The sequence below is a fragment of the Salinisphaera sp. S4-8 genome (assembly GCF_040361235.1).
Lineage (GTDB): Bacteria > Pseudomonadota > Gammaproteobacteria > Nevskiales > Salinisphaeraceae > Salinisphaera.
Genome location: NZ_APNF01000003.1, coordinates 342413 through 357069, shown reverse-complemented (window position 1 = coordinate 357069; position 14657 = coordinate 342413). Strand labels below are relative to the sequence as shown.

Below are 14657 nucleotides of genomic sequence, written 5' to 3'. Positions count from 1 at the left end.
TTCGAACGGGCGATGTCACACCTTGCGGGTGGCACAGCGGCTTATGCGTCAACGGCCTCCACCACCGACACATAGTTGGCCACGGCTGCGCCGCCCATGTTGAAGATCAGTCCCAGCTTGGCGTTGGGCAACTGTAGTTCGCCGGCCTGGCCGGTGAGCTGACGATAGGCGATCGCATGCATGGACACCCCGGTAGCACCCACCGGGTGACCCTTGGCCTTTAAACCGCCAGACAGATTCACCGGCAGGCGGCCGTCGCGATAGACGCTGCCGTCTTCGAGCGCGCGTGCGCCCTGTCCCTTGGGCGCGAGGCCCATGGCTTCGTAGGTGAGCAGTTCGGCGATGGTGAAACAGTCGTGGACTTCGGCGAAGTCGATATCGTCGAAACGCACGCCGGCCTGTTCGATGGCCATGGCGAAGGCACGCTCGGGGCCTTCGAAAGACACGAAATCGCGCCGGCCCATGGGCAGGAAGTCGTTGACGTGAACGGCCGAGCGAAAGCGCGCGGCATGTTCGAAGTTCGCGGCGTTGTCGGCCGCGGTGAGCACGATCGCGGCGGCGCCGTCGGTGACCAGCGAGCAGTCGGTCAGGCGCAGCGGCGGGGCGATTTCCGGGTTCTTGTCGCTGACCTGGCTGCAGGCCTCGAACGAGAATGCCTTTTGCATCTGCGCGAGCGGATTGCGTAGCGCGTTTTCGTGATTCTTCACCGCGATATGCGCCATGGCATCGAGGGGGCTGCCATAGCGCTCGTTGTATTGCTGTGCGGCCACGCCGAAAACCTGTGGGAAACTCAGTTGCTTCTCGGATTCGTCGTTCTGATAACCGGCGCCGGCAAGTGCTGCGGTCACGTCGGCGGTCTTGCGATGGGTCATCTTCTCGGCGCCGACGACCAGTACGGTTTTCGCCTGGCCGGCGAGAATGGCGTTCATGCCGGCATGAATGGCCGCGGAACCCGAGGCACAGGCGTTTTCGGCCCGCATGGCCGGTTTGAAGCGCCATTCGGGATAGGCCTGATGGATCAATGACGAGGCAAAACCGTCGGTCACGAGGCCCGAGTTGAAATGGCCGAGATAGAGCGCGTCGATCTGGTCGGGTGCGAGGCCGGATTCTTCCACTGCTTCACGTACGGCCGCCACGATCAGCGCTTCGAGGTTGTCGTCCAGTCGGCCGAATTTCGTATGACCGCTGCCCACGATCGCCACTGTCTTGTCCATGTGCGCTCTCTTGGCTTGAAGGGTTGAACGCCAATGTCTGGCGTGTGTCGAGTGCGCTCCGTTGTACGAGCGCGGGGCGCTTTACGCAAGCGTTGTGCGTTCGTCTGGTCGCGTCATCCTTTTCGATAAGCTCTTGGCTCTTGTCGAACAATGGACATCTGGCATGACCACGCGCCGTCTTCTGCTCAAACAGTGTGCTTCAGGGGCGGCGTTGTCCGCACTCGGCCTGTCGAAGCTGTTGGCCGCGCCGGCTGGCGATTTCAATGCGGCGATACGTGCGCTCGAACAGCGCCACGGCGGGCGTTTGGGCGTGGCCGTGCGCGATACCGCGAATGGCCGTGAGGCCGCGCATCGCGGCGACGAACGTTTTCTGATGTGCACTACGTTCAAGGTACTGGCTGCCGGCATGATCCTGGCCCGCGTGGACGCCGGCGAAGAATCGCTCGACCGGCACATCGCTTACGGCAGCGACGATCTGGTGACCTATTCGCCGGCAACCGAAAAGCATGTTGGCACCGGCATGACGCTCGGCGCAATCTGCCGTGCCGCGATTACATTGAGCGACAACACCGCGGGCAATCTCATGCTCGACAGGATCGATGGCCCGGCCGCACTCACGGCCTTTCTGCGCTCGATTGGCGATGACGTGACCCGTTCGGATCGCTATGAAACCGCGCTCAACGACTACACGCCGGGCAACGATCACGACAGCACCACGCCGCGCGCGATGCTGGCTTCGATGCAGCGGCTGCTGCTGGGGGATCGATTGAGTCGAGGCGCACGCGAGCAACTCGCGGCGTGGATGCAGGCCAACGAAACCGGCGATGAGCGCCTGCGTGCCGGGCTGCCTGGCCGCTGGTCCGTGGGCGACAAGACCGGTTCCGGCGACAACAACACGGCCAACGATATCGCCATCGTCTGGCCTGATGGCGGTGCGCCGTTGCTCATTGCGACGTATTACACCGGCTCGCAGGCCTCGAATACCCAACGCGATCGCGTATTGGCTGATGTGGGTGCCACAGTCGCGTAATGGCACGCGCAGCCCGACCGATGACACACGTTTTGTAAACCCAGTATTTTAAATTCGAACCGTGGATAATCACGGTTTTCCGGGGTGCGGTGTCGCGCCCTTGCCCGCGAGTTGCCAATGAACGATCAGCCGACCAACGATTCCCCGTGGCATCTGCTGCGACGGGTGATGCCGATCGCACTCGTGGCGGTGGTGGTGGCCTTGCTGGTGTTCGAGGCCGGTCATATCGATCTGCATGCGATCCAGAAACAGCTGGCCGCGATCGCACCGCCCTGGCTGGCGGCGCTGGCGCTGGGCGGTCTGGCCGCGGTGGCGGCGGCGGCCACCTACGACGTGATCGCGGCGCGGGTGATCGGCTATGCCCGAACGCCGCTGGCCGGGCTGCGGGTCGGCATGCTGGCCACGGGTATCAACAACGTCGTGAGCCTGTCGGGGCTGACCGGTTCGAGCCTGCGCGTGTTGCTGGTGACCGGCGACGGGGTGAGTTCAGCCGCGGCCTTGCGCTATGCCGGCATGGTCGCGACCGCCTCGCCGCTGGGGCTGTCCGTGCTGGCCTGGATCACGCTCATCGTGCGCCCGGCGATTCTCGCGGCCACGCCGGTACCGGAATGGCTGATGCTGGTCGCCCTCGCTGTGATCGCGCTGTATCTGCCGCTCTATCTGACCCTGGCGATGACGTCGCTGTTGCGCATTGGCCGGCTGGCGGCGGTGGAACGGCTGAGCGCGATGCAGGCCGGTGCCTTCGTGGCTGCTTCGGTGCTGGAATGGCTGCTGGCGGCGTCGGTGCTCTGGGGCGCATTGTGGGTATTGGCCGCGCCGCCACCGCTGGCTGCGGTGCTGGCCGCGTTCGTGCTGGCGGCCACGCTGGGCATGCTGAGTTTTCTGCCCGGCGGTTTTGGCGTGTTCGATGCCACGCTCGCCGGGCTGCTGGTGGCCCACGGCACCGATACCGAGACTGCGGTGGCCGCGCTCGTGCTCTATCGCGTGGCCTATTTTCTGGTGCCAATGCTTGCCGCACTTTTCCTGGGGGCGAATGTGCTGGCCAGCTCCCGGCTGGCGGCGAACCTGCGGCGTCATCCGATCGTGTCGATTCTTGCCTGGCCGGTGGCCCGGGCGGTGGATCTGGGGATTCGTCTGCTCTCGGGGCTGACCGCGGCGGCCGGTATTCTGCTGCTGGCCGGGGCCGCGTTTCCGAATCTGCTATCGCATAACCGCCTGTTGTCGCAGTGGCTGCCGCTGGCCGCGATCGAGGCCAGCCACCTGGCCAGCGTGGCCATCGGCCTGAGCCTGATCGTGGCCGCACGCGGGCTGTCGCTGCGCCTGCGGCGGGCGTTGTGGTTGGCGGTGGGTCTGTTGATCGCTGGTGCGGTGTTCGGGCTCACCCGCGGGCTCGACTGGGGCACGAGTCTGTTGCTGGCGGTGATCGCGGTCTTGCTCTACGTCAGCCGCGGCTCGTTCGAACGCCAGGGCAGTCTGTCGCGCCAGGTCGGCGCCTGGCCGTGGACGCTCGCGCTGGTGCTGGCCCTGATTGGCTACCTGGTGCTGGGGCAGTCGTTCTATAACGGCGGTTCGCTCAACCCGCTGGTCTTCGGTATCGATGTGCATTCGACGCGTTTTCTGCGCGGTGCCGTCGTCGGTCTGATTAGCGTGATCGTGCTCGCCATCTGGACCTGGCCGCGCTGGGCCGCCCCGACCCTGGAGCTGCCCAGCGCCGGCGAGCTCGACGAGCTGGCCGAATGGCTCGAGGCCCACGGCTCGAACGGCTATTCGCATCTCATGCTGCTGGGCGACAAGAGCATTCGCTACAGCGGTGATGAGCGCAGCGCCATGATTGGCTATGCCAGCGTGCGTAACCGGCTGGTGGCATTGTCGGACCCGGCGGGCGACGCTGCCGCGCGACGCGCCGCGATCGTGGATTTCCGGCGTCTGGCCGATGCTCAGCACTGCACGCCGGTGTTCTATCAGGTGGGCCCGGACGATCTGTCGGCCTATCTCGACAACGGTTTCGCCTTGTTCAAGCTCGGCGAGATCGCCCGCGTGAACCTGCTGGAATTCTCCATGCAGGGCAAACGCAATAGCGACAAGCGCGGCGCGCTCAACCGGGCCGAACGGCTGGGCCTGCGCTTCGAGATCGTCGAGCCGCCGTTCGACGATGCGTTCCTCGACGCGCTGGCCGTGGTTTCCGATGACTGGCTGGGTGAAAAACCGGCTGAAAAGACCTTTTCGCTGGGCTGTTTCGATCGCGATTATCTGCAGCGTGCGCCGATCGCCATCGTGCGCGACAGTGACGATCGGTTGATCGCCTTTGCCAGCATTTTGCCCAGCTACGGCCATCACGAGGAATATTCCATCGACCTGATGCGCCATCTGGGCGATGCCCCCGGCGGCACCATGGATTTTTTGTTCGTGCGCCTCATGCAAAGCGCGCAGGCCGACGGCTATCGCTGGTTTTCGCTGGGTATGGCGCCGCTGGCCGGGGTGGGCGATACGCCCTGGGCGCGGCCGGCCGAGCAGCTCGCCCGGCTGGCCTTCGAGCACGGCAATCGCTTTTACAACTACAAGGGCCTGAAAGCGTTCAAGGACAAGTGGCACCCCGAGTGGCAGTCGATGTATCTGGCCTACCCGCCGGACACGCGCCTGTCGACGCTACAGCTGGATATCGCCGCACTCATCGCCGGCGGTTACCGGCGCATTCTCGGTCACGGCTGAGGCGCTCGCGTGTCGCGGCCGGGCGTCGTGTCGGCGCGGTATTCGCGGCCGCTGTGTAGGTCGATGTAGTAGGTGATGACGGTGTCGTTCTCCGGCCGGCGTACCCGGCCATCGTCGTCGATCGAGATATAGCGCGGCGGCGTGATGCGTGCGCCGGTGTGGGTGTTGAACAGCCCGTAGCGCGTGCAGCAGTCGGTGTTGGTTGGGTCGGTGGGGGCGATGTCCTGGGCATAGGCGGCCACGCCGCGTATCAGCGGGTCGTCGTGCAGACGCACATCCGCCGAGCGCACGACCCAGCGCGCTTGCTGGATATCATAGAGGCCACTGCGCCCCTCGGCGTCGATGCCGCCATACAGGTGGTCGCCGAACGACCGGCGGGCGACCTCCTGCATGGGCAGTTCGCTGAAGTGCAGATCGGCGTCGAGCACGCCAAACGGCTTGGCATAACGAAACAGAATGTTGCCCGTGTCGGAGATGCTGTAGAGCCCGGGGCGCGGTTGCCAGTTTTTGGCCCAGTGCCCGTCGCTGTCGAAAAAGAAGACGTAGGGTTCGCTCGGTTGCGCGTCGCCGCGCTCGAAGCGAAGCACCAGTACAAACCAGGGGCTGTTCGGCAGCGCCTGCAACAGGGGCGCGAACTGGGTCGTGTTGAGCGTATCGGCCGGCATGCGCTGGCCGTCGGCGAACACGAAATCGGCCAGCGTGGTGGGTAGGGGCTTGTCGAGGTCGGGCAGCAGATAGAAGCGCCCGTTTTCGTCCTCGAATGTATGTTCGCGCACCAGCATGAGTGATTGACCGTGGGCGTCTTCGAGCACGGCGCGACGGCGTTCGGTATAACGATGATCGTTCACGGGCCGGCCCGTGGCATCGACGCGGCGATCGGTATCGGCTTCGGCCCGTTGCAGGAAACTGCCGTCGGCCAGCCGCGTGCGAATACCCTCGGCGATCCGCTCGAAGCGGGCCGTGTCGGTCCGGGTCGCGTAGAGCGTTTCGTCGATGACCACGGCGCCGTCCGGCCAGTGGCCGATCCACAGATCCTCCGGGCGTTGGCGCTCGGGCTGCCAGCCGTCGCGCCAGTAGCCATCACCGGTGATGCCGCGATCGGCTCGGTCGCGTCGCACGAGTGTCTCGCCGGTCGCCGGATTGATGACCCGCCAGACCGCACGCGGGACATAGGTCACCAGCCACGGCCCGGAATGCGAAGTGCTGATGATGTTGTAATCGGGCAGCACTCGCCAGTCCCAGAAACGCCACCAGGCGTTGTATTCGGTCTTGGTGACCACCAGCGCGGCCTTGCCTGTGTCGATGAGTTCGAGCGCGGCATGGTCGCGGGCGAGCACGTTGCGACCGGTGGCATCCACCACGCCCCATTGGCCGTTGTCGGCGGCGACCGGCGCATAGCCATGCGCGCCGGGCCGGGCATCGGCAAAGCGCGGCGCGACGAGCTGGCGCTGGCCGTCGGCCGTGACGAAACCGAATGTTCCGGCGTCGCTACGCCAGGGCATCATCGCGACATCTGATGGCGCGCGGCCATCAGTGTTACAGGCCGTCAGTGCGATGGCCACCAGCAGCGTCAGCGCCAGCCAGAGCGCGGTGCCGGTCCGCCGGCGCTTGCGATCGGGCGATTGCGTAGCGGCGATCATGGCGTTTGTTCTGCGGGCGTTTCGCGCTGGCCGAACAGCCGGCCGCAGATAGCGCCGGCGATCAGGGCGATGGGCAGAAAGAGTACTGCGTTCAACTCGCCGATATCGGTTTTCCACAATGCCGTAGCGCCAATCTGCACGAGCCAGCCGAGCGTGCCGGCGAGCGCGCCGAGCCCCCAGCGGCTGGTATGCCCTGTGGCGTACTTCAGCCAGCCGAAGACCGCCCCCGCGATGGCCGCGGCAGGGCCGGCAAAGGCATAGGCGAAGATCGAGAAAAACAGCCAGCTGCCGATCACCTCGTCGGCACGAATCGATACATCCAGGCTCGATAGCAGCAGCATCGGCAGTATGAACAGCGCGGTGCCGATCGGCGGGCCGGCGAGTGCGAAGCGCCAGGTTGCCGCCCAGATGTGTCGCCAGAGATGCCCGATACGCGCGGGCGCTACGGCCGGTTTTTTCGTGTCGGGCGGGATTGGTGCGGTCATGGCGGTACGCATAGTGCCGCGTCGGCGCGGCCGGCGCTACGCCGGGCGATACAATCGGGAAAAAAGCGAGTGTAAGATTGCGTGCTTTCTCGGCGTGCTAATGCCGCTTTCAGGTCAATGGGTTAGTCAATGACATCGGTTTGGGTACGGGGCGTCGCCGCTGTGTGTGTCGTGGGTTCGGTGCTGTTGACCGGCTGTAACCAGCCTGGCGGCACGGCCGTGCTCGAGTTCGGCGAGCACGATCCGCTCAACGGCGGTATGCGCGCCCTGCCAGATACCCTGCGCTCCTCGCTGGAGGACCAATTCGGCGAGTTCGGTCGCCTGCGTATCGAGTCGATGGAGCCGGTCGAAATACCCCATCAGAGCGAGTCCAACCCGGGGACGACGTTCTATAGCCATCGTTACCGTCTGCGGCTGACGTTCGTTGATGACCTCGACGACAGCCAGCGTGATGCGATACGCGCGATTTTCGACGGGCTACACGACGCACGCGAAAACTGGCCGCGCGGGATCACGGTCGACGGCCACACCAGTGACGTGGCACTCGGCGAACGCGGCGCCTCGCTGATTTTTTTCAAGGAATACCGGTACGGCATCGAGATTCCGGCCGCCGATAATCCGACGCATTGCACGGTCTGGCTCGAATTCGAGCCGCCGCTGCCGATCGATATCGACACCTTTGCGTCCGCAGCCGCAAAGAATGCAATCGATTTCGCGTACGCCCCGTTGCAACAGGCTTTCGCATCGGATCACTTCGCGGTGGCCGGTCCCGGCGACCCCGGGGTCGACAACGTGTCCCCGCTACAAGAGGTGCGGCTGGACTTCGGCGTCGTCAGTGACGCCATCGACATGGGCGCGGGCCGTGCCGGCATGGCATCGAGCGGCAGCCAGCAAGCCTGCAACCAGCGCGTCGCCGAGGCCGGCCGTCCGTTTTCCTTCACGACCGGCTGGACGTTCGATCGCGTCGTCGATGCCGAGCTGAATTTTCCGGAAGGGGCTGACCCACCGGACGTCCCGTGAGCAGCTTTGGCAACGGCCTCGGCCAGGCCGCCATGCAGCCGCTGATCAACAGCCAGCCGCAATGGATCACCATCGCGCCGCGCTTGAAGGAAGAATGCTTCGCCGAATCGAACGGCGTCATCAATGCCACGTTCGTGCGGTGCCGGCGTGGGCCAGGAGCTGACGCGGTACGATGCGGCGGGGAATCCCGTGGTGTTGAGTGAGCGGGCGATTCCGGAGTGGTGAAGGCTCTAAGCACTGAATATCTAATCGGCCAAGCCGCGAATTCGCATAGCAGCGGGCAGGCCACTCCCAAACTTGGTAAGTCGGGCGCTGTTTTATTGCTACGCGGAAAGTGCTTTAAGCGCTATATCTAGGATCGTTCGTATATTTGGTGTTAGGTCTCTTCGTAATTCCTATGGAAATATCGGTTCTTTCAAACTGGTTTGGTGTCTTGAGCGGTGTGGCTTTTGGAGCTACTTGGTTATGGAAGCTTCAAATTTGGTTGCGAAGAAATGTTGCCGAGGTAAGAGAGGCTGCAGACGATGGTAAGCATCTCGCAACTGAGGTTTTAGATAAAGCGACAAGTCCCGCTCGAAGAGCAGACATTTATGCGTTCATCCATTTCAGAAGTACTGAAATCGAGGCTGAAAGAACACGGCAGCTAATATGTAATATAGCAATATCATTTTTTATAGTATTTTTCGGGTTTGTTCTCGCACTATTTGAGCTGCTTTTTGTGACTGATTCTGTGTCTTGGCTGAGGCTCTTTCTGTATACCACTTATTCTATGCTCATAGTGTCGTTCTTGGTGGCGCTTTACTTTGGCTGGAGAGTTAAAAAATTGGATCTCGCATGGCAGAGTAGCGCTCATGCAATTTTACGTGGCCGTGCGTTCGGCTATATAGATGACACCTAACTGGGCACTGCAGTTGATCGCCCAAAGCGCTGCCGCGCTTCGGCCGGCAACTGAGCTTCGGCGTTAAGCGGTATGAATGTGACCCCTTGGCTTTGGAACGAGCTTCGCGACCTCTTCGATACCGACGACGGCTCGCTTCCCGAGGTTCGTGTCGACTACCGGGACCCGGCAGCCACGGGCGCCGGATACGCGCTGCTTCGCGGACGCGCCGCTCGAGTGGTCAGCGACAAGGCTTATTTCTGGTCAAAGACCCATGACGCCGAAGGCTCGCTGGACTTCGTCTCCGATGCCGCGGCGCTCGTTGCTTCCGGCGAGGCCGAGGCGTTTCACGTAGTCCTCGGTGGGGTCCAGTCCCGGAGCGCTGCTGTCCCCGACTTGGGCGTCTTCGTGTTCGCGGATCAGCTAGCTCTCGACTACCGAATGGGGCGGGCCTGGGGTCCAAATGAGCTCGAGGCCTTCTTTAGTCTGCTGGGCGAACTCGCATCGCTCGATCCGGCCGCTAACCTGTCTCTCGAAGAAGGAGTGCTTCCTGATGTGGTCGCCCGTTTCCAGAACGCATGGCGACGTTGGTCCGCTGAACATGTCACCTAACAACAGCATGCAGCGGACGGCGCTGCGCGCCGCCGGTGATGCTGAGCGTTATACGAGGAGTGTGAATTGAGCGTCGAAAACTTCGCCACCCAGTTACGCGCGACGATCCAAAGAATCGAAAGCCAGGGAACTGACGTAATCGCTTGCCGTGACTTGATTCACTATTTGGATGATGTAATTCAGTCGCCACCCGGCGATCTAGATGCTGCGCGTCTCGCGCAGTACGAAGCCGAATTACAACAGTACATTGAGCACACGAAGAGCCAGAATGCAGCGCAACTCGAAATGTTCCGTTCGGTCATTAGTTCTGGCCAAAATGCTATCCGAACGTCATTCTTGCTTAATGGCGGAGCGGCGGTTGCTCTGCTTGCGTTCTTAGGTCATCTAGCTACGTCGAAGCCGAACTTTGTGGCGCTCTTTGCCGATGTGCTTTTACCGTTTTCGATTGGGGTATTAGCCATAGCAATCGTTTCCGGTTTCACGTATTTAAGCCAATGGTTTTACAACTCAGAACGAGCTTGGTCAGTCAAAGTTGGCTTCGGTCTGAACATAACTTCAATCGTTTTAGGTTTGTCTTCATATGGCGCATTCGTCTGGGGAATGGTTTCGGCGGCAGAAGCATTTCAGAAGTTCGCATAACGAAACGCTACAGTTGACCGCCCAAAACGCTGCCGCGCTTTGGGTTCCCTGCGCAGCCTGCGGCCGCTCCGGCGGCAACTGGGCTTAGGCGTTGGGCGTAATGGCAGTTTCTGGAAAGATCGTTATAGCTGTGCTGGTCATTTCATATCTAACTGCGCTGATCGCGTTAGTCATTGTGATCCGTGTGATCCGTGTGATCCGGTCTGATCCGGGGACAGTATATGGAACTCGTGATCCGGGGACAGTATATGCGTGATCCGGGGACAGAGGTGATCCGGGGACAGTATATGGAACTCGATTTTCGAGAAGGTCCGGCCGCTGCTTACCAGGTGTCGATCATCGGCCGGCGTTTGCCGGCGATGGGCTCCAGCCCGCCGGGCGGGGTGGCGCGCAGGCCGCGCAGAATCCAGTCGCGGGAGTCCGCCGGGTCGATGACCGCGTCGATTTCCAGGGCGGCGGCCATGCTCAGCGCCTCGCCGCGCTCGTAGAGCTTGTCCACCAGTTTTTTGAACAGGGCCTCCCGGGCTTCCGGGGTTTCCTGGGCAGCCAGCTCCTTCTTGTAGGCCAGGTTCACCGCCCCTTCCAGGCCCATGCCGCCAAACTCACCGCTGGGCCAGGAGGCGCAGAACATGGGCGCGTGGAAGGAGCCGCCGGTCATGCCCTGGGCGCCCAACCCGTAGCCCTTGCGGGTGACCAGGGAAAGCAGCGGCACGGTGAGGCTGGCGGCGGTGACGAACAGGCGGCAGGTGCGGCGCACCATGGCGGTTTCTTCCTCGGAGGGGCCGACCATGAAGCCCGGGGTGTCGCACAGGCTGACCAGGGGAATGCCGAAGGCATCGCAAAGCTGCATGAAGCGGGACGCCTTGTCGGCGCCGGCGGCGTCGATGGCACCGCCCAGCACCTTGGGATCGTTGGCGATCAGCCCCAGGGGCCGGCCCTCGATGCGCACCAGGGCGGTGATCATGCCGGGCGCGAAATCCTGGCGCAGTTCCACGGTGGAATCGGTATCCACCAGCACGCGGATAAGATCGCGCATGTCGTAGGCGTGCAGCCGGTTCTCCGGCACCGACCGGCGCAGCCAGCGCTGGTCTTCACAGGTCCAGTCGGTGACCGTGCCCTGGAAGTAACCCATCAGTTTTTTCGCCAGGGCAGCGCCTTCCGGTTCGTCCTTCACCACGCAGTCGATCACGCCATTGGCGCGCTGCACGGATACCGGCCCCACTTCCTCCGGCTTGAACACGCCCAGGCCACCGCCTTCGATCATCGCCGGGCCGGCCATGCCGATGCAGGCGTTCTCGGTGGCAATCAGGATGTCGCTGGTGCCCGCCAGCACCGCGTTGCCGGCGAAGCAGCGGCCGGACACCACGGCAATGCGCGGCACCAGCCCGCTGAGCCGGGCGTATTGCAGGAAGCTGGGGCCGTCCAGGCCGGCCACCTTGGTGGCGTTGTCGGTGTCGCCGGGGCGGCCACCGCCGCCCTCGGCGAAGAAGATCACCGGCAGCTTCTGCTGCTCCGCCACCTGCAGAATGCGGTCGGTCTTCTTGTGGTTCATGGTGCCCTGAGTGCCGGCCAGCACGGTGTAGTCGTAGGCCAGCACCGCGCAGCGGCTTTTTGTCTCATCGAACAGGTCACCGTTGACCGCGCCGATGCCGGTGATCATGCCGTCCGCCGGGGTATTGGTGATCAGGTCGTCCACCTCCCGGCGGGCGCGCTGGGCGGCGAAAGTAAAGGCGCCGTATTCGATAAAGCTGCCCTCATCGACCACCGCCGCCACGTTTTCCCGGGCGGTGCGCTGGCCGGTCTTGCGCCGTTTCGCCACCGCGTCCGGGCGGTTCTCGTCGCGCAGCAGGGCTTCCCGGGCCTGTAGCTTGGCCAGGTCCGGGCGAATGTGGTCCAGGTCGATCTCTTCTTCTTCGGCATCGGCGCCCACCGCCACCTCGCCGGGCTCGATAAACAGCAGCGGATCACCGGCGGCCACCGCGTCACCCACCGCGAAGGTGATCCGGCGCACGGTACCGCTGGTGGTCGCTTCTACCCGGTGCTGCATCTTCATGGCTTCCACGAAGGCCACCGGCTGGCCTTCGCGGACGCTGTCGCTCTCGGCCACCAGCCATTCCACCACCACCCCCTGCATCGGCGTGACCACGGCTTCGGTGCCCGGCGGCGCCTGGACCGAAGGCCCCTGGGTTTCCTGTTCGCCACCGGCCTCGCCAAAGTGCAAGGACGGATGCTCACCGCCGTTCACCAGCTCGGCCATGTGGTCGTCCACGAAGCGGGTGTACACCCTGTTGTCCACCACCTCATCCCGTTGCAGCAGGTTCTGCAGGAAGCCGATGTTGGTGTCCACCCCCTCGATACGGAACTGGCACAGGGCCCGGTAGGCACGGCGCACGGCGGTGGCGTAGTCGCCGCGCCCGTGCACGATCAGCTTGGCCAGCAGGGAGTCGTAATGGGGGCTGGTGCGATAACCCCGATAGCCGAAGGTATCCACGCGGACGCCGAGGCCGGAAGGCGGCTCGAAGGTGGCCAGGGTACCACCGGCGGGGCGTGCCTCGCCGCTGGCGTCCATGGTTTCCATATTGATGCGCAGTTGCACGGCGAAGCCGGAGGGCGCCGGCACCGCATCGCGGCTCAGACCTACGTCCGCCAGCGAGGCGCTGCCGGCGATCTTCAGTTGTGTCTGCACCAGATCCACGCCGGTGACTTCCTCGGTGACGGTGTGCTCCACCTGCAGGCGCGGGTTGGCCTCGATAAAGGCGAACCGGCTTTCGTCCGCGTCCACCAGGAATTCAAAGGTGCCCAGGCCCCGGTAGCCAACCCGGGCCGCCAGCCGCAGGGCCGCTTCCAGCAGCTTTTCCCGGGTGGTCTCGGACAGGGTCGGCGCCGGTGCGATCTCCACCAGCTTCTGGTTACGGCGCTGCAGGCTGCATTCGCGTTCCCACAGGTGCACCGGCGTGTCACCGCCATCACCCACCACCTGCACTTCGATGTGCCGGGCGCGGTCGATAAACCGCTCCACGTAGAGAGCACCGTTGCCGAACGCGGCTTGTGCCTCGGCTTCGCAGCGCTTGAACGCCTCGGCCAGGTCATCGCCGGGCCCGACGATGCGCATGCCCCGGCCGCCGCCACCGGCGATGGCCTTGACGATCACCGTGGCGTCGTCGCCGAGACCATCACGGAACGCCTGCGCCTGCTCCAAGGTAGTGTCAGCCCCGGTGCCGGGCACCACCGGCACCTGGCATTCCTCCGCCAGCACCCGGGCGCGGGCCTTATCACCGAGCAGAGCCAGCACCTCCGGGGTGGGCCCCACGAAGGTAAGCCCGGCCTGCTGGCAGCGCTCGGCGAACTCACGGCTTTCACTGAGAAAACCGTAGCCCGGGTGCACCGCGTCACAGCCGGTCTCCAGCGCCACTTTCACCAACTGCTCGCCGTCCAGGTAGGCGGCGGCGCCCCGTCCCGCCAGGGCCACCGCCTGATCGGCCACGCGGGTGTGCAGGGCGCGTTCATCGTCGGCGGGGTGGACCGCCACGGTGGCGATGTTCAGGTCGGCGGCGGCGCGGGCAATGCGCACGGCGATTTCGCCGCGGTTGGCGATCAGCAGTTTACGGGGCATGGCGGTGGTCCGTTTCTTATTGATGGCCGGCAAGATAGCGAGATACTGACTTGCACGTCAATTAGTATTGACTCCTGTTTTATTTACTTGCAGATTAGTCAGCATTGACTTTCAAACTGCCCTGTACAGGAGGCCGGCGTGGCCCGACCGGAAAAGAAATCCCAGCTTGGTCAGCCGCCCATGAAGGACCAGATCAAGACCGCCGCCCGGGCGCTGTTTATCCAGCGCGGGCTCAGCGACGTCAGCTACGGCGACATCGCCGAGGTGGTGAACACCACCCGCGCCAACCTGCATTACCACTTTGGCAACAAGGCGGCGCTGATCGAGGCGGTGTTCCAGGAAACCTTCGATGACCTGGAGCAGCAGTTCCAGCACACCTGGGCGCAACCGGGGCTGACCCTGGCGGAACGCATCGGCCTGGTGGCCGCGGATTGCGAACACCGCTTTTACGAGTTCAATGACAATGAGAAGGGGCGCAACCCCTGGAGCCTGTCGGCGCGGGCGCGCTTCGAGCGGCACCTGATTCCAGAGCGAATCCAGGAAGGCATTTCAGACATGTCGCGGCACTTCGAGGACTACGTGTCCCATTCTGTGAAGCTGGCCATCGGCAGCGGTGAACTACGCCCGGACACGCCGGTACGCCAGGTGGTGATGCTGATCACGCCGCTCTGGTATTTCGGCTCCCTGCTCACCCAGAACAGCGGCCTGAACAAACTGCTCGACCATTACCAGGCGGTAATCGACACCGTCACCGCCGCTTACGGCAACGCATAACAATAATTTCCTTCGGCCCCTGAAGAGGCCGACCGTGGATGTGC

General features: G+C 63.6%; 12 protein-coding genes. 8 read left to right on the top strand and 4 right to left on the bottom strand.

Features of this window, described 5'->3' with window-relative positions; translation table 11 throughout:
- Positions 1–41: 41 nt before the first annotated feature.
- Entirely contained in the window at positions 42–1214 is a 1173-nt protein-coding gene (locus tag S4A8_RS06755; RefSeq protein WP_353219562.1) for an acetyl-CoA acetyltransferase, read from the bottom strand.
- A gap of 163 nt (positions 1215–1377) precedes the next feature.
- Here S4A8_RS06755 and bla point away from each other — a divergent pair, with 163 nt between their 5' ends.
- Both bla and mprF read left to right on the top strand, forming a co-directional pair.
- Positions 1378–2244, top strand: a complete 867-nt coding sequence (bla, locus tag S4A8_RS06750) for a class A beta-lactamase (protein WP_353219561.1) — start codon at positions 1378–1380, stop codon at positions 2242–2244.
- 117 nt (positions 2245–2361) lie between these two features.
- Entirely contained in the window at positions 2362–4953 is a 2592-nt protein-coding gene (mprF, locus tag S4A8_RS06745; protein WP_353219560.1) for a bifunctional lysylphosphatidylglycerol flippase/synthetase MprF, read from the top strand.
- Here mprF and S4A8_RS06740 read toward each other — a convergent pair.
- Positions 4944–6593 (bottom strand): hypothetical protein, encoded by a 1650-nt coding sequence (locus S4A8_RS06740; protein ID WP_353219559.1) that lies wholly within the window; start codon positions 6591–6593, stop codon positions 4944–4946. The two genes, mprF and S4A8_RS06740, sit on opposite strands and share 10 nt — an antisense overlap.
- The gene (locus tag S4A8_RS06735) at positions 6590–7078 is read right to left on the bottom strand and encodes a hypothetical protein (RefSeq protein ID WP_353219558.1); all 489 of its coding nucleotides are present in this window, start codon (positions 7076–7078) and stop codon (positions 6590–6592) included. The genes S4A8_RS06740 and S4A8_RS06735 overlap by 4 nt, the downstream gene beginning before the upstream one ends.
- A 171-nt stretch (positions 7079–7249) precedes the next feature.
- Between S4A8_RS06735 and S4A8_RS06730 the strand changes: the two genes are divergently transcribed.
- From S4A8_RS06730 to S4A8_RS06710, 5 genes are all read left to right on the top strand, one after another.
- Positions 7250–8098: a hypothetical protein gene (locus S4A8_RS06730; RefSeq protein ID WP_353219557.1), complete on the top strand. Its 849-nt coding sequence runs from the start codon at positions 7250–7252 to the stop codon at positions 8096–8098.
- Complete coding sequence (locus S4A8_RS06725) at positions 8095–8301, top strand: hypothetical protein (protein ID WP_353219556.1); 207 nt, start codon at positions 8095–8097, stop codon at positions 8299–8301. The genes S4A8_RS06730 and S4A8_RS06725 overlap by 4 nt, the downstream gene beginning before the upstream one ends.
- Positions 8302–8495: 194 nt before the next feature.
- A complete protein-coding gene (locus S4A8_RS06720; RefSeq protein WP_353219555.1) occupies positions 8496–8996 on the top strand; it encodes a hypothetical protein in 501 nt (166 codons plus the stop codon).
- Between the two features lie 72 nt (positions 8997–9068).
- Positions 9069–9587: a hypothetical protein gene (locus S4A8_RS06715; RefSeq protein ID WP_353219554.1), complete on the top strand. Its 519-nt coding sequence runs from the start codon at positions 9069–9071 to the stop codon at positions 9585–9587.
- A gap of 66 nt (positions 9588–9653) precedes the next feature.
- The gene (locus tag S4A8_RS06710) at positions 9654–10226 is read left to right on the top strand and encodes a hypothetical protein (RefSeq protein WP_353219553.1); all 573 of its coding nucleotides are present in this window, start codon (positions 9654–9656) and stop codon (positions 10224–10226) included.
- Between the two features lie 322 nt (positions 10227–10548).
- Here the strand turns inward: S4A8_RS06710 and S4A8_RS06705 are convergent, their stop codons facing one another.
- Complete coding sequence (locus S4A8_RS06705; RefSeq protein WP_353219552.1) at positions 10549–13839, bottom strand: carboxyl transferase domain-containing protein; 3291 nt, start codon at positions 13837–13839, stop codon at positions 10549–10551.
- A 138-nt stretch (positions 13840–13977) separates the two neighbouring features.
- Between S4A8_RS06705 and S4A8_RS06700 the strand changes: the two genes are divergently transcribed.
- Positions 13978–14613, top strand: coding sequence for a TetR/AcrR family transcriptional regulator (locus S4A8_RS06700; protein ID WP_353219551.1), 636 nt, complete (start codon positions 13978–13980; stop codon positions 14611–14613).
- The last annotated feature ends 44 nt before the right edge of the window (positions 14614–14657 follow it).